The 24,493-nt window shown below is 24.9% G+C and carries 24 protein-coding genes and 1 pseudogene; 7 read left to right on the top strand and 18 right to left on the bottom strand.

The genetic code is table 11. The features are described 5' to 3' along the window. From AS160_RS04335 to AS160_RS04305, 7 genes and pseudogenes are all read left to right on the top strand, one after another. Positions 1-212 (top strand): annotated as a pseudogene (locus AS160_RS04335) (hypothetical protein); the annotation flags it as partial. Positions 213-440: 228 nt separating this feature from the next. Continuing rightward, on the top strand, positions 441-884 hold the full coding sequence (locus AS160_RS04330) for a hypothetical protein (protein ID WP_165145396.1): 444 nt from the start codon (positions 441-443) through the stop codon (positions 882-884). A 12-nt stretch (positions 885-896) separates the two neighbouring features. Beyond that, positions 897-1,871 (top strand): 2-hydroxyacid dehydrogenase, encoded by a 975-nt coding sequence (locus tag AS160_RS04325; protein WP_165145393.1) that lies wholly within the window; start codon positions 897-899, stop codon positions 1,869-1,871. A gap of 20 nt (positions 1,872-1,891) precedes the next feature. Next, positions 1,892-2,875: a PhoH family protein gene (locus AS160_RS04320; RefSeq protein WP_165145426.1), complete on the top strand. Its 984-nt coding sequence runs from the start codon at positions 1,892-1,894 to the stop codon at positions 2,873-2,875. Next, on the top strand, positions 2,862-4,217 hold the full coding sequence (locus tag AS160_RS04315; protein ID WP_165145390.1) for an HDIG domain-containing metalloprotein: 1,356 nt from the start codon (positions 2,862-2,864) through the stop codon (positions 4,215-4,217). The genes AS160_RS04320 and AS160_RS04315 overlap by 14 nt, the downstream gene beginning before the upstream one ends. Continuing rightward, the gene (gene ybeY / locus AS160_RS04310) at positions 4,214-4,636 is read left to right on the top strand and encodes an rRNA maturation RNase YbeY (RefSeq protein ID WP_165145387.1); all 423 of its coding nucleotides are present in this window, start codon (positions 4,214-4,216) and stop codon (positions 4,634-4,636) included. Before AS160_RS04315 ends, ybeY begins: the two co-directional genes overlap by 4 nt. Positions 4,637-4,789: 153 nt before the next feature. Beyond that, positions 4,790-6,034: a DUF1015 family protein gene (locus AS160_RS04305; protein WP_165145384.1), complete on the top strand. Its 1,245-nt coding sequence runs from the start codon at positions 4,790-4,792 to the stop codon at positions 6,032-6,034. A gap of 7 nt (positions 6,035-6,041) precedes the next feature. Here AS160_RS04305 and AS160_RS04300 read toward each other — a convergent pair whose 3' ends face one another. From AS160_RS04300 to gltX, 18 genes are read right to left on the bottom strand one after another with little or no spacing between them, the layout of a single operon-like run. Continuing rightward, on the bottom strand, positions 6,042-6,932 hold the full coding sequence (locus AS160_RS04300; RefSeq protein ID WP_165145381.1) for a DUF5685 family protein: 891 nt from the start codon (positions 6,930-6,932) through the stop codon (positions 6,042-6,044). A 2-nt stretch (positions 6,933-6,934) separates the two neighbouring features. Next, entirely contained in the window at positions 6,935-8,176 is a 1,242-nt protein-coding gene (locus AS160_RS04295) for a hypothetical protein (protein ID WP_165145378.1), read from the bottom strand. 4 nt (positions 8,177-8,180) lie between these two features. After that, a complete protein-coding gene (locus AS160_RS04290; protein WP_165145375.1) occupies positions 8,181-9,299 on the bottom strand; it encodes an ATPase, T2SS/T4P/T4SS family in 1,119 nt (372 codons plus the stop codon). Continuing rightward, a complete protein-coding gene (gene ftsZ, locus AS160_RS04285; protein WP_165145372.1) occupies positions 9,289-10,401 on the bottom strand; it encodes a cell division protein FtsZ in 1,113 nt (370 codons plus the stop codon). The genes AS160_RS04290 and ftsZ overlap by 11 nt, the downstream gene beginning before the upstream one ends. After that, on the bottom strand, positions 10,391-11,704 hold the full coding sequence (locus AS160_RS04280) for a cell division FtsA domain-containing protein (protein ID WP_165145369.1): 1,314 nt from the start codon (positions 11,702-11,704) through the stop codon (positions 10,391-10,393). Before AS160_RS04280 ends, ftsZ begins: the two co-directional genes overlap by 11 nt. A 10-nt stretch (positions 11,705-11,714) precedes the next feature. Continuing rightward, positions 11,715-12,185 (bottom strand): DUF4894 domain-containing protein, encoded by a 471-nt coding sequence (locus AS160_RS04275; protein WP_165145366.1) that lies wholly within the window; start codon positions 12,183-12,185, stop codon positions 11,715-11,717. Further along, the gene (locus AS160_RS04270) at positions 12,186-14,105 is read right to left on the bottom strand and encodes a DNA topoisomerase subunit B (protein ID WP_165145363.1); all 1,920 of its coding nucleotides are present in this window, start codon (positions 14,103-14,105) and stop codon (positions 12,186-12,188) included. Then, positions 14,102-14,419, bottom strand: a complete 318-nt coding sequence (locus AS160_RS04265) for a DciA family protein (RefSeq protein ID WP_206528083.1) — start codon at positions 14,417-14,419, stop codon at positions 14,102-14,104. Before AS160_RS04265 ends, AS160_RS04270 begins: the two co-directional genes overlap by 4 nt. After that, positions 14,403-15,224, bottom strand: a complete 822-nt coding sequence (locus AS160_RS04260) for an aminotransferase class IV (protein ID WP_165145357.1) — start codon at positions 15,222-15,224, stop codon at positions 14,403-14,405. Before AS160_RS04260 ends, AS160_RS04265 begins: the two co-directional genes overlap by 17 nt. Continuing rightward, positions 15,214-16,500 carry a MiaB/RimO family radical SAM methylthiotransferase gene (locus AS160_RS04255; RefSeq protein ID WP_165145354.1) on the bottom strand — a complete coding sequence of 429 codons (1,287 nt, stop codon included), beginning with the start codon at positions 16,498-16,500 and terminating at the stop codon, positions 15,214-15,216. The genes AS160_RS04260 and AS160_RS04255 overlap by 11 nt, the downstream gene beginning before the upstream one ends. Continuing rightward, positions 16,497-16,952, bottom strand: coding sequence for a CBS domain-containing protein (locus AS160_RS04250; RefSeq protein WP_165145351.1), 456 nt, complete (start codon positions 16,950-16,952; stop codon positions 16,497-16,499). Before AS160_RS04250 ends, AS160_RS04255 begins: the two co-directional genes overlap by 4 nt. Continuing rightward, complete coding sequence (locus AS160_RS04245; RefSeq protein ID WP_165145348.1) at positions 16,952-17,908, bottom strand: 1-phosphofructokinase family hexose kinase; 957 nt, start codon at positions 17,906-17,908, stop codon at positions 16,952-16,954. The genes AS160_RS04250 and AS160_RS04245 overlap by 1 nt, the downstream gene beginning before the upstream one ends. A gap of 57 nt (positions 17,909-17,965) precedes the next feature. After that, positions 17,966-19,456 carry a murein biosynthesis integral membrane protein MurJ gene (murJ, locus tag AS160_RS04240; RefSeq protein ID WP_165145345.1) on the bottom strand — a complete coding sequence of 497 codons (1,491 nt, stop codon included), beginning with the start codon at positions 19,454-19,456 and terminating at the stop codon, positions 17,966-17,968. Positions 19,457-19,496: 40 nt separating this feature from the next. Then, entirely contained in the window at positions 19,497-19,865 is a 369-nt protein-coding gene (locus tag AS160_RS04235; protein WP_165145423.1) for a CoA-binding protein, read from the bottom strand. 21 nt (positions 19,866-19,886) lie between these two features. After that, complete coding sequence (locus AS160_RS04230) at positions 19,887-20,798, bottom strand: AEC family transporter (RefSeq protein ID WP_165145342.1); 912 nt, start codon at positions 20,796-20,798, stop codon at positions 19,887-19,889. A gap of 3 nt (positions 20,799-20,801) precedes the next feature. Continuing rightward, positions 20,802-21,986 (bottom strand): L,D-transpeptidase family protein, encoded by a 1,185-nt coding sequence (locus AS160_RS04225; protein WP_165145339.1) that lies wholly within the window; start codon positions 21,984-21,986, stop codon positions 20,802-20,804. Next, a complete protein-coding gene (gene coaBC, locus AS160_RS04220) occupies positions 21,907-23,115 on the bottom strand; it encodes a bifunctional phosphopantothenoylcysteine decarboxylase/phosphopantothenate--cysteine ligase CoaBC (RefSeq protein ID WP_165145336.1) in 1,209 nt (402 codons plus the stop codon). The genes AS160_RS04225 and coaBC overlap by 80 nt, the downstream gene beginning before the upstream one ends. Next, entirely contained in the window at positions 23,099-24,487 is a 1,389-nt protein-coding gene (gene gltX, locus AS160_RS04215; protein WP_165145333.1) for a glutamate--tRNA ligase, read from the bottom strand. The genes coaBC and gltX overlap by 17 nt, the downstream gene beginning before the upstream one ends. Positions 24,488-24,493 lie beyond the last annotated feature (6 nt).

Genomic DNA, 24,493 nt, shown 5'->3' with positions numbered 1-24,493 from the left:
ATCAAGCAGCTTCTTATGCTATTATATATGATCCTGTTCTTAAATCTTATTACAAAAAGAAAAGAGATCAAGGTAAATCTCACAAAGCTGCTGTTGTTTTGACTGCCAGAAAACTAGTTAGAAGTATTTACTATATGCTTAATACATCATATAATCCTATTGAATTATCTCTTCCTTCTAAAAACGTAGTGTTTTTGAAGGATAATGAGTAAAAGATAATAATAATAGCTAACTAAACATTTTAATAATTCAATTTTTGCACTCTGTGCATAATATTTGTTTTACTCTTTTTTATTCTAAATACTCTCTATTTTAATTCTTTATTAATTTTTATTGTTTTTTTTATTTTCCTTTTGACTTAATACCGGAGACTTTACCAAGATGATTATATCACATTTATTTCTTTGTGGTATAATTAAAAAGGAAAAGGAGGGATTTGTATGAAAAAAAATTTGTTTTTTTTGCTAGTTATAATATCGTCATTACTTTTAGTATCTTGTGGAGCTAATGGATCGTATATTTTTTCTCAACCTGAAAATCAAAAAGGAGCTGCGTATCATGATTTTAAAGGATTTGGTATAATTGATTATAAGTCTTTTCCGCAGGAAGCGCAAGCAAAATTAGCAGCTTTAGAAGCTGCAAAACAAGATGCGTTTTCTAAAGCTGTAGAATATATTTATGGCATATATATTGATTCAAATACTACTGTAAAAGATTTTGCTTTAGAAAATAAAACAATAAATTCTACATTATGGGGAGTTATTAGAGGTGCTCAGGAAATAGATCAAGGATTTGATATGGTACAAGGTATGGCCTATGTTGTTATTAGAGTATATAGAAAAGATATAGAAGAATTATTAGGGAAAAAATTGAGAAATTTCTAAGGAGTGATTTTTTTGAAATTTTTATTTTTACATAAATTTAATTCATATTGGGAAGAAAAAATATCAGAATTAAAAAAGGATTTTCCGGATATTGAAATATTATTTGCAAAAGAAAAAAATAATTTTGAAAAGGTTGAAGGTATTATTGGAGGATTTATTACTGAAGAAGAATTAAAATACGCGAAAAACTTAAGAGTAATTTTTGTACCTTTTGCTGGTGTTGAGCAACTACCCTTAAATGAATTAAAGAAAAGAAATATAGTAGTATCAAATGCTCATGGTAATGGGAAATTTGTTGCAGAAAGAGCAGTGTCTATGGCTTTAGCCCTTTTGGGGAAAATTGTTTATTTTCACAATGATTTAAAAAATGGAATTTGGCATGGTTTTACTGTAGGTGAATCCATACATGATTCTTGGATTTCTATTCAAGGGAAAAAAATAGGAATATTAGGATTTGGGGCAATAGGACAAAATATAGCTAAATTTCTAAAACCTTTTGATACAAAAATTTATGTTTTAAAAAATAATAAAATTGATTATTTACCAGAAAATGTTGATAGAGTTTATTATGATATAGATGAAATTTTAAAAGATAGTGAAATAATATTTTTAACATTACCATTAACAGATAAAACTTATGAAATTATTAATAAAGAAAGATTAATGAATTTAAAAAATAAATATTTAATAAACGTGGGAAGAGGTAAATTAATTAATGAGGAAGGTTTATATTTATCTTTAAAAAATAATATTTTAAAGGGTGTTGCTTTAGATGTGTGGTTTAATTATCCAACACCTGAAAATAAAAATATAATGCCTTCAAATTATCCTATTTGGGAATTTGATAACGTTATTTTATCTCCTCACGTAGGAGGATATTCTTATCATGCAACTACGGCTGGAATAGATTATACAATTGATAATATAAGAAATTTTATTAAATATGGTGAGCCATTATCAAAAGTTGATTTTGATAAAAAATATTAATAAAAAATTTAATTGAGGTGATAAATATTAAAGAATATGTAGTTTTACCTGAAGATATTGAAATAGTTGAGATTCTAGGAACATATAATAATAGGGCAAAATATTTGAAAAATAAATTTAACGTAGAAATTTCATATAACAATAATAAAATTTTGGTTTTTGGTGAAGAGCAAAATAATGTTGAAAAAGTAATTAATATATTTAAAGAAATAATTGATGTATTATCAAATGGTCATTTATTAGATTGGACAGAATTTCAATATATAGTATCTTTATATGAATTAAATGATAATAAGAATTTGAAAAATAATTATACTCAAGTTATAAATACTACTGTAAGTGGTTTAAGAATACAAGCAAAAACGCATGGTCAATCTAAATATATTAAATTAATGAAAGACAATGAAATAGTTTTTTGTATAGGCCCTGCAGGGACTGGTAAAACTTATTTAGCTGTTGCAATGGCAGTTGAATACTTAAAAACCGGAAGAGTACAAAGAATAATTTTAACAAGACCTGCTGTGGAAGCTGGTGAAAAATTAGGTTTTTTACCAGGAACATTATATGATAAAGTTGATCCATACTTAAGGCCATTATATGATTCTTTAATGGATTTTATAAATGCTGATAAAGTTATGGAGTATAAAGAAAAAGGTATTATAGAAGTTGTTCCTTTAGCTTATATGAGAGGGCGAACTTTAAATAATGCTTTTATTATATTAGACGAAGCACAAAATACTACCTATTATCAAATGAAAATGTTTTTAACTAGAATTGGTTTCAATTCAAGGGCAATAATAACAGGAGACACTACTCAAATAGATTTAGAAAATAAAAAAGATTCAGGTTTGCTAATTGTAAAAAATATTTTGGAAGATATAAAAGGTATTTCTTTTATTGAATTGACAGAAAATGATGTTGTTCGAAATCCACTTGTTAAAGAAATTATAAAAGCTTATGATAAATTTGAAAGGCTAAAAGGTGAAAAGAATGAAAAAAAATAATATTCAGAATATATTATTTATAATTAACTTTTTAATACTGTTTGCCTTTACAGAATTTATTTTATGGCGAAGTTTATCGCTAAAATTTTTATTTAATTTTAGTATTATAATTTTGCCAATATGGTTTTTAATTGTCCTTTTTCTACTTAAAAAACATAAAATTTTTAAATTACATTCCACAAATTATTTACTTAGTTTTATTTTAGTTATTGATATTGGTATTATATTTAATATATTTTCATTAAAATATTTTTCATATCCAGCTGTTACTCCTATATTTTCAGTTATTGTTATAACCTTAATGATGGATTTTTATGTTGGATTTCTTGCTTCTATTTTTTTTAGTTTTTATTTTTCATTTTTAATTGGTAATCCTCTGAGTACATTTGTATATTTATTTATAATAGGCATTATTGGAGCATATTTTAGCAAAAAGTTGTATTCTAGAGTAAGAATTATTATCCCTTTTATCATTTCGACACTATCACAGATACTTTTATATTTTTTATTTTTTGAAATTGATTTTTTATCATGGCCAATTATTGTAATTTCAAATTTATTTCAAATGCTTTTTATATTAGGAGTTTTGCCATACTTAGAATATATAACTAGGGTTTATTCAGATATAGGATTGTTGGAATTAGGAAATTTGAATCACCCGTTGTTAAAAAAACTTTCTTTAAGTTCATCTGGAACATATTATCATAGTTTAATTATTGCTAATTTAGTTGAAAGTGCAGCAGAATCAATAGGAGCTAATCCTATATTGTTAAGAGTAGGTTCATATTTTCATGATATTGGAAAATCACTTAGACCACTCTTTTTTACAGAAAATCAGAAAGGATTAAATCCTCATGATAAGATAAATCCAAAATTAAGTTCGCTTATATTAAATTTACACGTATCTAAAGGTCAAGAATTAGCAAAAAAATATAAATTGCCTATTTTAATAGAAGATTTAATCGTTCAACATCACGGAACAAGAATAAAAAGATTTTTTTATCATAAGAGTATGGAATTAAATGAAAACCTTTCTGCTGATGTTTTTAAATATCCTGGACCTATCCCACAATTTAAAGAAGCTGCGATATTAATGATAGCTGATAATATAGAAGCTATGACAAGAAGTATGAAAATATTTTCTAAAAAGGATTTAGAAGATAAATTTGATAATCTTATTCAAGATTTATTTTTAGAAGGACAATTGGATGATTGTGGGTTAACTTTAAGAGAGATTAATAAAATAAAAAATGCTATGATTGAAACAATTTTAAATATGAATCATTCAAGAATAGAATATCCAGAAATTTCTAAAGAATTATTAAAAGAGGTGAATAAATGAATATAAATATTATTAATAATCAAAATATAAAAAATATTGATATTCAAAAAGTAGAAAAAATATCTAAAAGTATTTTATTAAAAGAAAAAGGTGATGGAGACTATGAATTAAATATCTTAATTACTAATAATAATGAAATTGCTAAATATAATGAAGAATATAGAAAAAAAGAAGGGCCAACTGATGTTTTATCTTTTGAATATGGTTTGGACGAAGAAGTAATAGGGGATATAATTATTTCTGTTGAAAAAATAGAAGAACAAGCGCCTGATTTTGGGAATTCTTTTGATGAAGAATTTTTTTATATACTTATACATGGAATTTTACATATATGTGGATATGATCATATAAATGATGAAGATAAAAATATAATGTTTCCATTACAAGATAGATATTTTAAAGAATTATATAATAATTAGCATGAAATATTTTTCATATGAGACTTTTTGTGATTTTTTAAAATAATTAGCTATAATTAACTATTAATACCCCAATCTCAATTTAAGTATGTTTGAGTATTCAAAATCTAATTGTTATAATATCTTAGAAATTATATAGAAGGGGGTAATATTGTGTCAATTATTAGGCCATTTAAAGGATTAAGACCAAAAAATGAATTAGTAGAAGAGTTTTCTTGTCCGCCATATGATGTTTTAGAAGAAGATGAAGTTAAAGATATTGTTAAAAATCATCCTAAAAGTTTTTTAAGAGTTACTAGAGCTGAGGTTGAATTTGATGAAAATATAGACCCTCATAGCGAAGAGGTTTATAAAAAAGCTAAAGAAAATTTAGAAAACTATAAAAAAGATGGTATATTAATAGAAGAAGAAAAACCGGCATTATATTTATATAGAGAAACATGGAAAGGTCATTCTCAAACAGGAATTTTTGCTACTTTCTCAGTTGATGAGTATCAAAAAGGTCTTATTAAAAAGCATGAATTAACTAGACAAGATAAAGAAGATGATAGAACTAAACATATTATGATTTTAGAAGCACAAACCGGACCAGTATTTTTAACATTTAAATCAAAAGATAATATTAAAGAATTAATTAATAGAGGTATTAGTGAATCAGAAAAGATTTATGATTTTATAGACGAAAAAGAAGTTCACCATGAATTGTGGGTGCTAACAAATGAAAATTTAATAAATGAATTACAAAATGCATTTAAAGAAGTGGATTCTTTATATATTGCTGATGGTCATCATAGAGCGGCAGCGGCAGCTAGAACAAAGGAAATTTTAAAATCAAAGAATCCAGTACATACAGGAAATGAAGAATATAATTTCTTTATGGCAGTAGTATTTCCACATGATGAATTAAAAATTTTAGATTATAATAGGGTAGTGAAAGATTTAAATGGTTTATCAGATGATGAATTTATGAAAAAAATATCTGAATACTTTGAAATCTCAGAAGCTCCTGAAAGTCCTTATAAACCAAAAAATAGACATGAATTTGGTATGTATATAAATAAAAAATGGTATTTATTAAAAGCTAAAGAAAATATTATTGATGAAACTGATCCTGTGAAACAGTTAGATGTATATATATTACAAAATTATTTATTAGCTCCTATTTTAGGTATAGAAAACCCAAGAAAAGATCCAAGAATTCATTTCTTAGGAGGAATTAGAGGAGTAAAAGCTTTAGAAGAATGGATAGATGGTAAGAATTGGAAGGTTGCATTTTCAATGTATCCAACATCAATAGAGGAATTAATGGCAGTTGCTGATGCTGACAAAATTATGCCTCCAAAATCTACATGGTTTGAGCCAAAATTAAGATCGGGATTATTGATACATGAAATATAGCCCCTTGTTATAAAGGGGCTTTTTTATTTCTAATATTTAGATAAAGGTTATTTGATTTAATATCCTTTTTTTTACATTCATTCTCAAGAAACAACTTATCAATTTTTGATTTATGATATATTGCACTAAAAGAAAATAATTTTTTTGCAAAATGTTTATTTTTAATGTCAGATTTTTCTAATATACTAATAATTTTTTTAATTGAAAAATCTATAATAAAATCTAAAAATTCTTTATCCTCTTTATGTAATTTATGCAAATCATTTATATTATAAACTGTAAATATTGGGTTAAAATTTTTTTTCTTTATATCTTTGTTGAAATCATATATTGCATCAAGTAAGTACAATAAAGTTCCTACATAAAAACTAAATTCTTCAGGTACATTTAAATCATGTTTTTCTAAAATTAATTTTATAATATTTATAGAAGGTTTAAAGTATTCTTCTAAAGGTAAATAATTTTTTTCTATTTCAAATTGCTTATCTAATATACTTTCATATTTTATTATAAAATCTAATCCATAATAATTCATTAACTTTTTTCGTAAACCCGTAATAAGTATTTTGTATTTACTCATATTAGAGTCATAAAGTTTATCATATAATTTTCCATAAATAATTAAGTTGTTTAAATAAGAAAATTCTTTAAATACCTCTAAATCATTATAAACATATCTTTCCTTAAATCCGACCCATGGACAATTAATTTTCCTTATTTTTTTATTATTAAATTCTATTTTTATTAATGAAAAAAAAGAAACTTCTCTTATAATAAACATCCTATACATATTTCCAAATTCTTTTTTTAATGAATGACACATAGAGCAATAATGGCTTATATAATTTATTTGTTCATATTTATTTGGTTTAAAGTATAACGAAATGTATCCATACAAAATTATTCACTCCTTGAAAGACCAACATATAAATCTAAAGTTCTCTCTATTACATTTTCGTTTGATTTAACAGAAAAGATTAATTTATAATTACCGGGAATATTTAATTTAATAGGTGGTTCTTTTGAAATATAATGTATTAAACTTTTCCCACCTTCATTAATATAAATTCTTTTAATATCATTATTTTCATAATTAAATATAAGTGTATTATTTTCTATATTTAATAATCTTATAGTAAACCCTTCTATTTCAAGAAATCTTTTATTTTTCAAATCTAAATTATCTATATAAAAGGCACCTTGAAATAATTCATTTATAGGATAAAAAAGGTAAGTGTCAATAGCTAGATTAACTTTTGTTAGTTTTTTTTCGATTTTATTTGTTATAGGTAATGGTATATAAACGGCTTGATTTAATTCTTTATTGACAAAATATAATTCATATACGTCATCTTCCAAAGGTGGTAAATATAGTTCATTGACATTTTTTTCTAATGATTTTAAATAAGTATAACCAAAGTTAATTGGAATTTCGTTTATTAATTTTCTTTTTTTATTAAAAATTTGTATTTTTCCTATTATATTTATATTTTTTTCATCAGAAGAATAATTAATAGCTTCCAAAAATATTTTTGGCCTTTCATTAGTTAAATAAAAATCTTTTTCTAAGTATATATTATAAATAATAGAATGTATATAATTAAATTCTTTTTTTAATTTAATTTTTTTATTATTAAAATTAAAAGATGTTTCTATAACATAATTACCGTGTTTAATTTCAGATATAGGGTTTATTTTTTCTAAATCAAAAATTTTTTTAATTTCTAGGGGATTTAAATCATAATTAATAATTTTAGAATACTCAAATTTATAAAAAGTTTCACTTGAATTATTAGTAATTCTATATATATTAAATTTGAAATCTGATATTTCTATATTTTTGTGTTTTGAAGAAGTATTATTCATGCTTACATTTATGTTAAGTGAATCAGGGAAATAATAATTATCTAATGTATTTAATGAAATAGAAACACTAGATATCATTGTTGAGTATGAAAACTTATATCTTGGGAAATAGTATTTTGATAATAGTATCATAACAATTGTCAATGAAGAAATCATTATTATTATAAAATTATTTACTTTTTGTCTTCTTTTTAAAATACTCTTTAAAGAATCATTTTTGTTTTTCTTTTTATCATAATTTTCCCATTCTTCAGGACTTTTACTATGATACTTCATATTTTCACCCCATTAATAATGATTTATAATCAGAATCAGAAATTTTCCCCTTTATATATAATTGTTTGATTTCTTCAAGCGGATTATAATAATATTCATCGCTAATAATATCATTGTTTTTTATTTGTTTTTTACTATGTTCATTTATTTCTAAAATTTCAAAAATAGGAGTTATATTAATATATCCAGTATAACGACATTTTTCACAACCTTTATTATTTTTGTCTTTATAACAATCACATAATATTTTTACAAATCTTTGATTAAATATAACCTTTACAGTATTTAAAATATCATATTCCATTATTCCCATTTTTTTAAGTCTTTCAATAACTCCAAAAACATTATTAGCATGTATTGTGGAAAGAACTAAATGTCCTGTCATAGCAGATTCAATAGTAATATCAGCAATTTCTTTTGTTCTAATTTCTCCAGTCATAATAATATCGGGATCATGTCTTAATATGTTTTTTATTATAGAAGTTTTTTTTGAATCATTATTAATTTCAATTTGTTCTATTTTAGGAATTTTATATTCAATAGGATTTTCTATAGTAATAATTTTTTTAGGTTCTTTTTTTAAAATGTTAATTAATAAATATGCCAAAGCAGTAGTTTTCCCACTACCAGTTGGCCCTGAAAATAGTATTAGTCCATGGTTCATATTTAATATTTTTTCAACATAATTCAAAAAAATATTTGAATAATTTAAATTTTTTAAATCTGAAATAGTTTTTAATTTTCTAATTACGCAATTTATCCCTTCAAAATCTCTAATCATAGAAACTCTAAATCTATTATCATAAAAAGTAAAGGACCCATCTGCCGGATCCCTATCATTGATAATGTCAATTCCAGATAATATTTGAATCTTAGTAATAATTTTATTATAATCTTCTAATGGTAATTTTTCATATTCTATAAGCATTGTATTATATCTATAAGAAATAATTCCAAAATTATTTTGTATAGAAAAATGTAAGTCAGTAACCTTATCTTCTAATAATAACTTTAGGTATTTCTCAAAAAGGTTAATTTTATATGTACTTGATATTGAATTATCTTTAACAATACAATTAGTAAATAATTGTTTAGTTGCTAATTCGGAAATTCTATTCTTCATAATCATTTTGTTGAGCCTCTAAATATTTTTCTAATTTAATTTTTTCTTCATTGAGTATATTATTACCAAATAATCTATATACAGCAGGGATTTCATAAATATTTTCACCATCATACTCATTTAATATTTTATTATATCCTGCAGCAACTATAGTTACTTTTAATTCATCGGGTTGCATATCATCAACTTCGGTAATACCATATTTTAAATTTACTTCGTCGGTAGAATATGAATGTAGGATTGATGTAACTACTTTTAAATCTTTTAAAGTTGGATTTTTACCTGAAACATTTACTAAAGCAGCTGTTGCATTTTGAACAGAATTTTCTAAAAATTTTGAATTTAAGGCGTTTTTAGCAGCTTCTTCAGCTTTATTAGATCCTTTTCCCCAACCTATACCTAGCATTGCAGATCCTCTTCTTTTAAGTACTGATTCAACATCAGCGAAATCGGTATTTACAAGTCCTTTTTTTGTAATCAAGTCTGAAATTCCAGTTATACCTTGATATAAAATATCATCAGCTTTTGCAAAAGCTTGTCTAATAGGTATATCGTCATTTTCTTCTAATAATTTATCATTAGATATTTTAATTAAAGTATCGACATATGGTTTTAGTTTGTTTAAACCGCCATTAGCAATTTTTTGTTTTGTTGAACCTTCAAAGTGAAAGGGTATTGTTACAACAGCAACTGTTAATATCCCTAATTCTCTGGCAATTCTTGCAATAACAGGAGCTGCACCAGTTCCTGTTCCTCCGCCTAAACCTGCAGTGATAAATAAAAGATCTGTACCTTGAATCATTTCTCTTATTTCATCAATGCTTTCTTCAGCAGCTTTTTCACCTTTTTCAGGATTTCCACCAGCACCTAATCCTCTTGTTAATTCTTTACCTAACTGTAGTTTGAATTTTGCACTACTAGATTCTAAAACTTGAACATCAGTATTAGCAGCTATTAAATCAACATCTGAAACTCCAAGTCGTACCATTCTTTCAATTGCGTTATTTCCGGCACCACCAACTCCTATTACTTTAATAACATATTTAGGTCTTTTATGAAACATTTCTTTTGATTCATTATCTATTGGCAAATTAAATGGCATCCTCATTACCTCCTAAAAGGATTCTCCCTAGCTTTGAAAAGAAGCCACCTTTTTTTTCATGTTTTTCTTCAATATAATTTTCTTCATTAGATATTTTAGAATCTTCAATATAAATTTTAGGAATATTTATACCACTAAAGTATAAATTTAAAGTTCCAATTATAGGTGCAAACATAGGATCTTTATATAATTCGTCGGCATTATCGATAATAAAATTATTACTATTATTCGCAGCAATTCCTAATCTTGTTTGAGAACCCATAAAATCAGAAATAGTTTTTTCAATATTTTTAATTCTTGCACCACCACCAGTATGAACAACACCAGCTTGCAATCCTCCGGATATTTCCAAGGTGTTTTCATATTCTAACTTTGCAAGATCACTATTTAATTTATTAATGATTTCTCGTGTTCTAGCAAAAACTATTTTATTAAGTAGATTTTGAGTTGTGTACTCATAATGATCTCCAATTAAACTTAAATAATCCACTTTTTTTACAGCTTTAGTATCTTGTAAACACACAGCTTGTTCTTCTAATAATCTTAAAGCTTCCTTTTCTGAAGTTTTTAAAACATTAATAATGTCTTTTAAAACATATTCCATTCCAACTTCAAAATCTAAATAAAATTTTGGTATTCCATCTTTGAAAATAAGCATTCTAGCTTTAGAGTGTCCTAAGTCAATTATTCCAACACCCAAATTTCTGTCAGAAGTATTTGTAACTCCATATGAAGCAGCTAATGTAGAATCATATATAGGAATTTCTCCTTCTATTAAATTTTTTATAGTATTCCTTATTGGAGCAAAAGAGTTTTCTGGAACCCAAACTACATTAATAATGGCATTTAGATTAAAATTTGCTACAAAAGCAACAGGATTTTTTACTTTTTTATCGTCTACTTCAAAATTAACAAATTTAATATCTAATACTTCTCTATTTTGCTCAGAATATTTTTGTTGAATATTAGATTTAATTTTTTCTAAATCTCCTTCAGTTATTTCTTTAGGTTCAGAAAATTCTAAAGTATAGCTTTCTCTTGAAATTTTTAATTCATTTGTTGCATATGATAAAATAATTTCTATTTCTTTTGACTTATTATTTATATCGGTTTCTAGTGAGTAAATAACATTTTCTATTTTTCTTCTTAAGGATTTCACATCTTGAATTTGTCCCTTTATTATACCTTCTGCTCTTTCAACAGTTTTTGAAATTAAAGTATAATTACCTCTATTTCCCTCTAATGCAATACCTTTTATAAAATAATTTCCAACATCGATTGCATAAATAACCTTTTTGGCCATTTTATCCCTCCTAATAAGCACTTATCAAATTACCTCCAGAGAGAAGAATATATTTCCCCGGTTCGTTTGTTTTTAATTCATTTATTATATTTTCAAAAAAATCTACAACATTATTCCAAGAATTGAAAAAAACAATATAATTTGGATTAATATATAAAGTTTTATTTTTAAAATCTATTTTAGAAATATAATTAAGTTCATTTAATGATAATTTTGCAATTTCATTTTTATATTTATAATAATCATTTATATTAACAATTGGATAACCAATAATAGGTATATCAGATATTTTAAAAATAATGGTATTTTTATTTAAAAGTATATATCTTTCATTAAATTTTACCACACAGATAGGTTGTTCTGTTAATAAAATATTTTTTTTATAATCTCCATTTGTAATAAAAATAGTAAAAACAGAATATAATAGAGTAAATATATATAAAATTGTAATTAAAAATAACAATTTTTGAGTAGAACTCATTTATATATCTAACTCCTTAATCTTCAATGCATGTTCTTCAATGAACTCTCTTCTTGCAGAGGGATCGCTCCCCATTAATATTTCTAAAATTTCCTCAGTCTCAACTAAATCTTCAATATTGATTTTTAATAATTTTCTTTTTTCTGGATTCATAGTAGTTTCCCATAATTGATCAGCATTCATTTCACCCAAACCTTTATATCTTTGTAACGTATATTTAGGATACTCTTTTTTCATAGCCTCCAATTCTTCATCTGTGTATAAATATTTTTCAAATTTTCCAGATTTAAATTTATATAATGGTGGTTGTGCTGCATAAATTCTTCCCGCTTTTATTAATTCTGGCATAAATCTAAAGAAAAGAGCTAATAATAGTGTTCTAATATGGGCCCCGTCAACATCAGCATCAGTCATTATAATTATTTTACCATATCGTAGTTTATCTATATTAAAATTATCACCAATCCCAGTTCCAATAGCTGATATTATATTAGATACTTGTTCGTTTTTTAAAAGTCTTTCAATATCATGTTTTTCAACATTTATAATTTTACCTCTAAGTGGCAAAATTGCTTGAAAATTTCTATCTCTTGCTGATTTAGCATTTCCTCCTGCGGAATTTCCTTCTACTATAAATAATTCTGTTTCATCTAAATTTGTTGATGTACAATCAGCCAATTTTCCAGGAAGAGGGGAATTTTCAAATATTGATTTTCTTTTTACTTTATCTCTTGCCTTTCTGGCATTTATTCTTGCTCTTGCAGCTTCTTTTATTCTTTCAAAAATCATTTTAGTATCTTTTGGATGAGAATCAAGATATTTTATTAAATATTCTGATAAAACATCATTTACTGCAGTTCTTACTTCTTTACTACCTAATTTAGCTTTTGTTTGTCCTTCGAATACTGGATCAGGAAGTTTAACACTAAGTATAGCAATTAATCCTTCTCTTACATCTTCCCCGGTGAAATTCTCTTCTTTTTCTTTTAAAAATCCATGAGATTTAGCATAATCGTTAATTATTCTAGTTAAAGTAGATTTAAAAGCAGATTCATGCTCGCCGCCTTCTATAGTTCTTATATTGTTAACATAGCTATATATATGCGGGAAATCATTTCTCGTATACATCATTGAAAATTCAACAATAATATCTGAATAACCTTTTCGAGGATTTTTTACAGCCCCTTTACCAAAAATAGGTATATCATGAATAGGATTTTTTTTATTTCTTTTTACTAAAAAGTCTAAAAATTCTGAAATTCCATTTTCATATTTAAAGTTATTTTTTTTATTTCTTTTTCCATCTATGAATTCAATTTCTAAGCCTGGGTTTAAAAATGCTAATTCTCTTAATCTATTTTCAATGATTTGCCCTTCAACTTCTATGTCGCCATTTTCAAAAATTTCTGAATCTGGTTTAAATTTAATATAAGTACCTGTTTTATTAGTCTCACCTAATATTTCTACATCAGTAAGTCTATTTCCTCTAGAATATTTTTGATAATAAATTTTACCATTTCTATAAACCCATACTTCTAAATATTCTGATAATGCGTTAACAACAGAAGCGCCTACTCCATGCAATCCACCACTTATTTTATACGTGGCACTATCAAATTTACCCCCCGCATGAAGAGTTGTAAATACTACTTCTAATGTATCTTTTTTTTCGGTAGGATGTGGACCAACTGGAATACCTCTACCGTTATCCATTACCTCTATAGAATCATCTTCATTAATTTTTACAATTATTTTTGAACAAAAACCATTCATATATTCATCTACACTATTATCAACTATTTCATATACTAGATGATTTAATCCAGCTTTTCCTATAGAACCTATATACATACCAGGTCTTTTTCTTACAGGTTCTAATCCCTTTAAAACTTTAATATTTTCTTGTGAATATTGATTCATTTGTTTGCACCTCCGGTAAATTTTATGTATTTTATCTTGTCATTAATCAAGTTTTTATTAATGTCTTTTAACAAACTACCTTTTTTAAATAAAATTTCTTGTTTAATATAATTATTTTCAACATACAAAAAAAGTGTGGAGGTTTTTATATCAATATTAACCACCTCCACTGAGGTTAATCCGTATTTTTCTAAAATATTATTAACAATATTCTTTAAATCATTTAATAATAAAACTTTTTTTAGTATATTATTCTTTTTACTTATTTCTTTAAAAATGTCATTGATATCTCTCATTTTACTCCCAATATTCATTATTATCTATAATAAAATCTTTCCAGTAATTCATCAACATTTCAGTAGTTATTCCAGGGGCGTTAAAAGTAAAGTTAGGAACTATTCTTCTAACAGGTATAATACCAACACTAGTATGGGTTAAAAAAACTTCATCTGCAGAAAGTAATTCCCAAACTTCTATATTTCTCTCTTCAAAATCCATATTAAAACTTTCTATTAAATCTATAATAACTTTTCGCGTTATTCCTGGCAGTATTCCAGCAGAAAGCGGAGGAGTGGTTATTACTCCTGCAGTTACAATAAAAATATTTGATTTAGTACCTTCGGTTACATATCCAAATTCATTTAATACAACAGCATCATAGTATGCGTTATATTTTTGTCTTAAATATAAGCTATAACCATTTAAACTTGTTTTTACATAATATGGAATAACAGGATTTTTTGGTTTTCTTTCTCTAGAAATTGTAAGAACGACACCGCTTTCTTTTAATTCCTCATATTCATAAATCGGTTCTAAAAAAGCATAGAATGATTTAAATTTAGAAGTATATTTATTTATTAAAATTTTTATTCTGACATCATTTTGATAATTTAATTTATTTATTCCAAATTCAATATTGTCTTTTAATTTATCATATTCTGGAACTTCAAGTCCTAAAAACATCGCGGATTTTTTTAATCTTTCATAATGCAATCTTAGTCCAAAAACATTTTTATTATATGTTCGTATTGTTTCGTATGTTGAATAACCATTAAATAATTCAAAATCTTCATTTAAATATTCGCTTTTTTCAATCCATTCTCTAGAATTATAAAACATTGGATATCACTCCATCCTTATTTATATTATTTATAATAACATCATAGAAATTATCTTTTTCTAAATTTTGAGAAATTTCGTGATAAATATAAAATTCATCATATCCATAACTTTTATTATTATCATTTTTTTCAACCAAAACCTCAACCTTTTTATTTAATAATTTATTTAAATAATGATTTGTTGATTTTTCAATATATTTTTGAAATTCTGACATTCTTTCTTTTTTTATATTACCTGGTATTTGTTCCTTCATTCTAGAGGCTTTTGTATTTGGTCTATTTGAATATCTAAAAGCATGTATTCTAGAAAATGGATATGTATTTACAAAATTTATTAATTTATTAAAATCTTTATCGGATTCTCCGGGAAATCCTATTATAATATCAGCAGAAATAGAAAATATCGAATTTATATAAAAAATCATATTAAATAAATCATATAGATATTTTTCACTATATTTTCTTCCCATATTAATTAATATATTATTAGAAACATGTTGAAGAGATAAGTGAATATGTTTTTCAAAAACACTACTATTATTAATTAAATTTATAATATCTTTATCAATAAAATCAGGATATAAGGAACTAATTCTAAATCTAATATCTTTATATTTATATTTATTGTCCAAATCAAAAATAAGTTTTTTTAAATCGTAATCAGTTCCATAACCAAAATAAGTAAGGTTAATTCCTGTTAAGACAATTTCTTTAATACCAGAATTTATTATGTTATCCACTTTACTGAAAATACTCTCTTTTGAGGAACTTCTAATTTTATTTCCTCTTGCAAAAATTATCCTGCAATATGTACAAAATTCAAGACACCCTTCTTCAATGGGTAAGAAAAACCTAGAGTATGAATTATATGGTTTATTCGGAATAAAAACTTTGTCTTTATTATTTTTCCAATAATCTTTGTCTACATAGATACCATTTTTATCTATATATTCTTCTATATATTTTTTTTCAAAATTACCTAATATTAAATCAGCACCAGCATCTTTTAAACCTTCGATATTTGTATGAGCAGTACAACCAACAACAATAACTTTTTTATTAATATCTTTTCTTTTAATTTTTCTAATATATTGTTTTATTTTTCGTTCTGCTTCTGATGTTACTGTACAAGAATTTATTAAAATATAATCGCTATTTTCATCATTTTTATCAAAACTAACTTCAAAATCCAATTTTTCTAATTTTTCGCCTATAAAAGCACTTTCAGATTGGTTTAATTTGCATCCATATGTAATAATGTCTATCTTTTTCACGGTTTTTCCAATATCCCCTTTGCTGTTAGACTTAATAGTTTAATTCTTCTTACAATACCCACTAATCTATCATTATGATCGACAACAGGAACAATTTTTAAACTTTTTTTTATTATAACATCAGCTACATATAATGCTGTATCATCATAATATACTTTTATAGGATTTTTATCCATTATTTTTGATACTGGTTCATGTAAAATATTTTTTAATCCCTTTATAAATTGTTGTGAATCTGGAATAAAGGATGTAGACTGCATTAATGATAAGTATCCTGGTATAGAAGCTTTAATAACCATTGATTCACTTAATAATCCAACTAAATGAAAATTTTTATCGACTATGGGTAATGCAGAGTAACCATGCCTTTCACATAATGTAATAAATCTTTCAACAGTTACATCTTCTACTATAGAAGTTACATCCTTTAACATAATATCTTCAACTTTCATTATTTCACCTTCTTTATACTAAAATAATCAAAATATTTGTTTATTTCATTAATATTTTCAATATATTTTTCAACATGATGAACTTTTGCTAATGCGGTAGTCATACCAAATTTAGCTGCTTCAAAAGCATTAAAATCATTTTTTAAAATATAATAGATTATACCTGTCATAAAGGCATCACCTGTTCCAAATAAATGTGCTCTATCTACCTTTTCTTCTACAGTAAAAATCCATACACCGTTATTAGTTGCTATCACATCACCTTCAACATGATAACTTAAAATAGAAAGTTTTGCTCCATGTTTAATTATGTCCTCAGCTGCATAAATGTAATCATCAAGTGTTTTTAAATCAGTATCAAAATATTTTTTTTCTCTTCTCAAATCAACTCTAACTACGTCAGGACAAGATTTTTCAATAGCTTCATTGAAATGCTTTCCGTTTGCTTCTAAATATGTAATTAAACCTTTATTTTTGGCTAATTTAAATAAATTTGCATAAATATCATCGGGAACTCCAGGAGGTACACTTCCTGAAATCAAAACATTATTAACTATAGATAATGAATTTTCATATCTTTGAATAAAATGTTCTAAATCAACAGCATCTATTTTAGGGCCAATTGTGTTTATTTGTGTAATTGTATGATTTTCTAAATCCAAGATAGCAGTATTTTCACGAGTTTCTTCTTCTACAAAAATAAAATTAGATGTAATATTTTTATCTTCGAGCAATTTTTCCAAAAATACTCTTCCAATAAAACCACCTAAAAAGCCCAATGCCATATTTTCAACACCTAATTTACTCAACATTCTAGAGACATTTATACCTTTTCCTCCAGGTTCTACTAAAGCTTGAGAAGAATTAGATATTCTAAACATTTCTCCGATTTTAAAATTATTTATTACTATTTCTCTATCAAGAGACGGATTTAATGTTACAGTCATTACATCCATATTATAGCCCCCTAGAATTTATTTTATTTATATCATAATTATACCACAATTCTATGTTTAATTATATCTTTTTTTTATAAAATTCATAATTTCATTAAGGTATTTTATTTTCAATAAATATGATGTAATAATATATGAAATAATACCTATTAAAATTAAAAAAATAGTATATAAGTTTGACATATAAAAAGATTTTAAAAAATATATAGTTATAATCATTACAATTGTTGAAAAAATCATTTTTATAATAATAATAATATCATTTTTATTGAAATGAGTATAAAAATCCCAACCTAAAATTATTACTCCCAATATACCTGATATACTTGTAGCTAAAGCTATTCCTGCAACTCCTATTAGTTTTGCTAGAACTATATCTAATACAATATTAATAGCTACCATTACAAAAGAAATTATTGTAGGTGTTTTTGTATTTAATTTCGAATAATAATTTCTAACTAATATTCCATGTATTGAATAAAATATTATTCCAATTGAATACATTACGAGAGTAAATGCAGTTATTTTAGTATCTTCCCATGTAAAATTTCCGCGTTGATAAATCAATTTAATAATCTCTTTGCTCAATATAATCATTCCTGAAGATGCAGGAATAGTTAGAAATAATGAAACTAATATACCTTCTTTAAACTCACTTATAAAATCATCCTTCCGGTCATTTAATGAAAGTTTTGATAGTCTAGGCAAAATAACATTAGCTATACTTACTGCAAAAATAGCTAAAGGTAATTGATATAATCTTAAAGCATATTGTATAGTTGCTATACCGCCTTCACCTGTCCAAGATGCAACATTAGTATCAACTATACTATTAATATGAGATATAGCAACGCCAAAAAATGCGGGAATAAACATTCCAATAATTTCAGAGATATATTCTTTTTTTAAAATAAAATGATAATGAAATATATTTTTTCTTTTTAAATATATATATACAAATAATAGTTGAAAAAAACCACCAAGTAAAAAGCCTATTGTAGGACCATAAATTCTAATTTGAAAGTAGCTGGAAAAAATTATGCCTAAAATGGTAAAAACATTTGTTAAAGAAGGAGAAACTGCGGAAATAAAAAATTTTTCTTTATTATATAATATTCCTGATAATATGGACCATATAGATATAAAAGTAATAAAAGGAAATGATATTTTCATTAAATTTGAAGATAAAGATAAATATTCTTCGCTAAGACCACTTCCTAAAATTTTTGAGAATATTGGTGAAAATAAAAATACTAAAAAATATAGTCCTAATGTTATTATAATAAGTAGATTAATAGCAGTGCTAGCAAAAATATTCGCTTCTTTATTATTTTTTCTAGTATATAAAGGAATAAAAACTGTTGAAAAAGCTCCTTCAGCAAAAATCCTTCTTAAAAAGAATGGTAATAATATAGCAATAATGTATGCATCATATTCACCGCTTCTACCAAAATAATATGCAAATAATATATCTCTAAATAAGCCGAGAAATCTGCTAATCATTGTGGCTGAAGCAAATATAGCTGTAAATTTCATTATATCAGACATTATATTCCTCCTATTAAAAATAAAGCCCCAAAGGGCTTTATTAAATAGTTTCAACCATTATACATTTGTGAAACAAATATTCTGCATCAGGCAATGATTCTAAATACTCTTTTATTTCTTCAGATTCAGCACCAGGTTGATACCAAAATTTTCTAAAACCATTTTCATATGCTTCTTTTGTAATTTTCAATCCTATTGATGGCGGAACAACAAAATTTAATACATCAACCTCTGGTAAATCAGTAACGCTTTTATATGTTTTTATACCATCAATTTCTTCATAATTCGGTGTTACAGGATATACATCATAACCTTTAGACACTAAATCTTTTAATATTTTATAACCAAATTTAGATTTATTAGTTGTAGCGCCCACTAAACCAATTCTTTTAATTTTTTTAACATCAATCATATTTACACTCCTTTCATATTAAATTATATTTAATATTAAATATAACAATGGTACTGTTATAATTGATAATAATGTGCTAACAAATACCAATAAATTACCCAAAGCTGGATTAATATTTAATTCTTCTGTAATAAATGAAACGTTCATTCCTACAGGCATTCCAACTTCTATAACAAATATTCCTGCTAAAATAGGATCAAGTTTTAAGAACTTTACAATAAAAACAGCTATAAGGGGAAATATAACTAACTTAAAAATAGTTGTCAATATTGTATCATATAAATCAAATATTTTTATTTTTATTCTAGATAAAGATATCCCGATATTAATTAAAATTATAACTATACTAGCATCTTTAATCATTCGTATTGGATCATATAATAATTTAGGCAAATCATTCCATTTTAATCCTAATACTCCTAATATCCATCCAATTAAAAATCCCCACAACATTGGTAATTTTAACATATTAATTAATCCTTTTTTTACATTTCCCGTTAAAATTACAATTCCTATAGAAAAAGATAATAATGTCATTACTATAACATATATTACAGCTTTCGCAATATATTCATCACCAAATAAAGCGCTTACAATAGGATAACCTAAATAACCACCATTTGAAAACATTAAAGCAAATGAAATGACGCCTTTTTCAGCTTTGATTAAATTAAGTTTTTTTAAAAAATAAGGTATTAATATAGCTAATATAAATATAACACTGTATCCCCAAAAATAGGAATTGAATTCTATAAAAGATGGTGGATTCGAATTAATAGCTGTAAAAGCAAGAACGTTACCAGCGATCCATATTGTGACTTTATTTAAAATTTTATTATCTAAATCAGAAAAAAATTTTCCAAATATATATCCTAATGAAATTATAATAAACAATGGTAGAATTTTAAATAATGTTATAAAAAATAACATAAATCACCTCTTTATAGCATACACCTCGGTTCCAATTCCTGTAAGAAAATCTAATATTTCTACATTTTGATTAAATAACCTTATACATCCATGAGATATTCTTTTTCCAATTTCCCAAGGTTTCGTAGTTCCGTGAATTCCATATTGTTCTTCAGATAATTGAAGCCATCTACTTCCAACTCCGTTTATTATCGACCCAGGTTTTATATATTCACCATACCAATACAAAGCAGGTTCTTTTTCTTTATACATAATTCTATAATAACCAGGTGGAGTAGCATCGCTTCTTCCTACAGCTGCTGGATAAGATAATACTTTTTTTCCTAAATAATATAAATTTAAAATAGATTTATCTAAATCAACAGTAATTATTAAAGGACTTTCTCCAAATTTTAATTTTCCAATTTTTAGTAATTGTCCAGGGTAAATTGTTTTAGGATCTTCAATATTATTATACAATATAATTTCGCCTGGTTTTACATTATATTTTCTAGCGATTTTATAAATTGAATCACCTTTTTTAACCAAATAATTATCAATAAATTGAACTTTATATGATGCTCCTTTTAAATTAGATGATCCAAAAAACCAGTCTTTTTTATAAAATTTAATCCTTTTTTCCCTCTCGATGTTATATTTATTATAATAAAAAACAATAATTTCATGAAAACCATCATCAATATTTTCAGGTAAATAAAAAATATTTGATTCATTTTTATATAACTTTATTTTTCCGTCAATACATACTGAATTAATTTTAAATTGGCCATTGGAATTATTTACTAAAACACCTTTCCATCCATCTAAAGTTTCAATAGTTGAAACTTCTAATTTTATTTCATCATAAAATTCCTTTATATCTATAAATTTCTCAAATTCAACAGTTTTTAATCCGTTAAATGTATCATATTCTAATTTTAAATCTAAAATATCCATTTTACTAAAATCATTAATATTTATTTTTATATCTAAATAAGTTGGGCTAAAGGAAAAAAATGGCCTAATTCTAAATCCATTATTTATCAAAAAAACTTTAGGATTAATTATTCTTTCATTTGTTATATATCTTAAATGAATAATGCTATTATCGAATTTAATAAAAGATATGTTATTTTTTGCTATTAATATATTCTGAAATATAATTAATAATATTAATAGAAATAAATTTTTTAGTATTTTTTTCAACATGGGTAACATCTCCCAATTTATTTATAATATAAACTTCATTTAAATTAGAGTCAAAACCTATATCTTTTTTTGAAACATCATTGGCAACTATAATATCACAATTTTTCTCTACTAATTTTTTCTTTGCGTAATCAATTAAATTATTTGTTTCAGCAGCGAATCCAACTAATATTTGATTTTCATTCTTAATTTTACCTATTTCTTTTAATATATCAGGGTTTTTTTCTAATTCTAATATCAAATTTTCTTTGTCTTTTTTTATTTTAATATCAGAGTAATTTTTTACCCTATAATCAGATATTGCGGCAGACATAACAATAATATCAGAATTATTAAATCTTTTTATTACTTCATCATTCATTTCTAAAGCTGTTTTTACTTTAATAAATTCATTTAAAATGTACGGAGGTTTAATGTTAGTAGGACCAGAAATAAGAGTTACATTTGCCCCCCTATTTGAAAATTCTCTTGCTAATTCATATCCCATTTTCCCACTAGACTTATTGGTAATATTCCTAACAGGATCTATAGGCTCCTGGGTAGGGCCAGCTGTAATCAATATATTTTTTCCTTTAAAATCTTTTTTAGATAAAGAGTATTCTAAGAATTCAATTATCATTTCATTATCTGGATATCTTCCTTTACCTATTTCACCACAAGCTAAATGACCGGTTTCTGGTTCTACTATAATCCATCCATCTTTTTTTAATATATCTAAATTTCTTTGTAATGCGGGAGATTCATACATTCGGGTATTCATTGTTGGCACTATAATTTTTGCGTCTTTTCTAAAAGCTAAAGCAGTTAATGATAATAAATCATCAGAAATACCATTAGCAATCTTAGCAATAATGTTAGCTGTTGCTGGGGCAATAATTAATGCATCTGATTCCATAGATAATTGTGTATGTGGGATCCACCCATCTGTAACTTCAAAATAATCTGTATATACAGTACAATTGCCAACTGCGGAAAAAACTGTGGGAGAAATCATTTTCTTTGAATCCTCTGTTAATATAATACTTAAATTTACACCTAATTTTCTTAATTTAGATACCAAATCCACAGCTTTATAAATTGCAATCCCACTACTAACACCTAATGTAATATTTTTACCTTTTAATTTCATTTATAAACACCTCTGTTTTTTTTAAACGTGATACAACTCTTTCTTTTCCCAAAACTACAATAGATTCAAATAATCCAGGGGTAACTAATTTTCCTAAAACTGCCCCTCGAATAGCTTGAAATGTATTTTTTTTAGATGTGATTTTTAATTCTGAAATTTCTCTTAAGGTTTTTTCAACATTATCAATATTATAAATTTCTAATTCTTCAAATTTTTTTACTGCTATTGACAATAAATCTTTTGCCCAATCTTTTTTTAAGTATTTTTCAATAAAAATTTCTTCATAATCATAGTCTTCAATAAAAAAATTATATGAAAAATCTTTTAATTGTTTTAAAGTATTTATTTTCTCTCTACATATAGATAATACGTCTAATGAATACTGTTCATTACTTTCTAATATATTTTTAAGTTTATTATCATTTATCCAATTTTTAAATTCAACATATAAATCATTTATATCTATATTTCTCATATGTTTTCCACATATCCATTCTAGTTTTTCATAATCAAAAATTACAGCTTTTTTAGATAATTTGTTTGGATCAAAATCTTTTATCTTATCTTTAAAATTAAAAATTTCATCTTCAATTGTCCAACCTAATAAGGCTAAATAATTCATCAATGCATAACTGAAAAATCCTTCGTTTTTAAAATAATCTACAGAAGTTCCCCCATGTCTTTTACTTAAAGGTTTTCTATCGCTTCCCAGTATTAATGGAATATGCATGAATTCGGGAGTTTTCCATCCAAAAGCATTATATAACATTATTTGTTTCTGGGTATTTGAAATATGATCTTCCCCTCTTATAACATGAGTTATATTCATTAAATAATCATCAATTACAACAGTAAAATTATATACAGGTATACCATTAGATCTTAATATAATAAAATCATCTAATAAATCATTTCTAAAAGATATTTCTCCTTTAATTAAATCTTTAAAAGAAGTAACCCCTTCTTTATTAACCTTAAATTTTACAACTATGCTTCCTTGAGCATTTTTGGGGAATTTATTAGATTTATAAATTTCATTATTTTCATTATCATAAACAGCATAATATGCCATATTATTTTCAATTAAGTAATTAATGTATTTTAAATAAATTTCTAATCTTTCACTTTGTCTATATGGTCCAAAATCACCACCAATATCAGGCCCTTCATCCCAATCTAAATTACACCATTTTAAGGAATTTATTATTTCATTTTCAGATTCAATTGAAGATCTTTCTATATCAGTATCTTCTATTCTAAGAATAAATTTTCCATTATTTTTTTTTGCAAATAACCAATTAAATAATGCAGTTCTAACTCCTCCAACATGCATGCTTCCTGTTGGACTTGGTGCAAATCTTACTCTAACCATTTTAAT

It is taken from the genome of Marinitoga sp. 38H-ov (assembly GCF_011057715.1).
In the GTDB taxonomy this organism is placed as follows: Bacteria; Thermotogota; Thermotogae; order Petrotogales; family Petrotogaceae; genus Marinitoga.
This window is presented reverse-complemented; position numbering and strand designations above follow the sequence as displayed.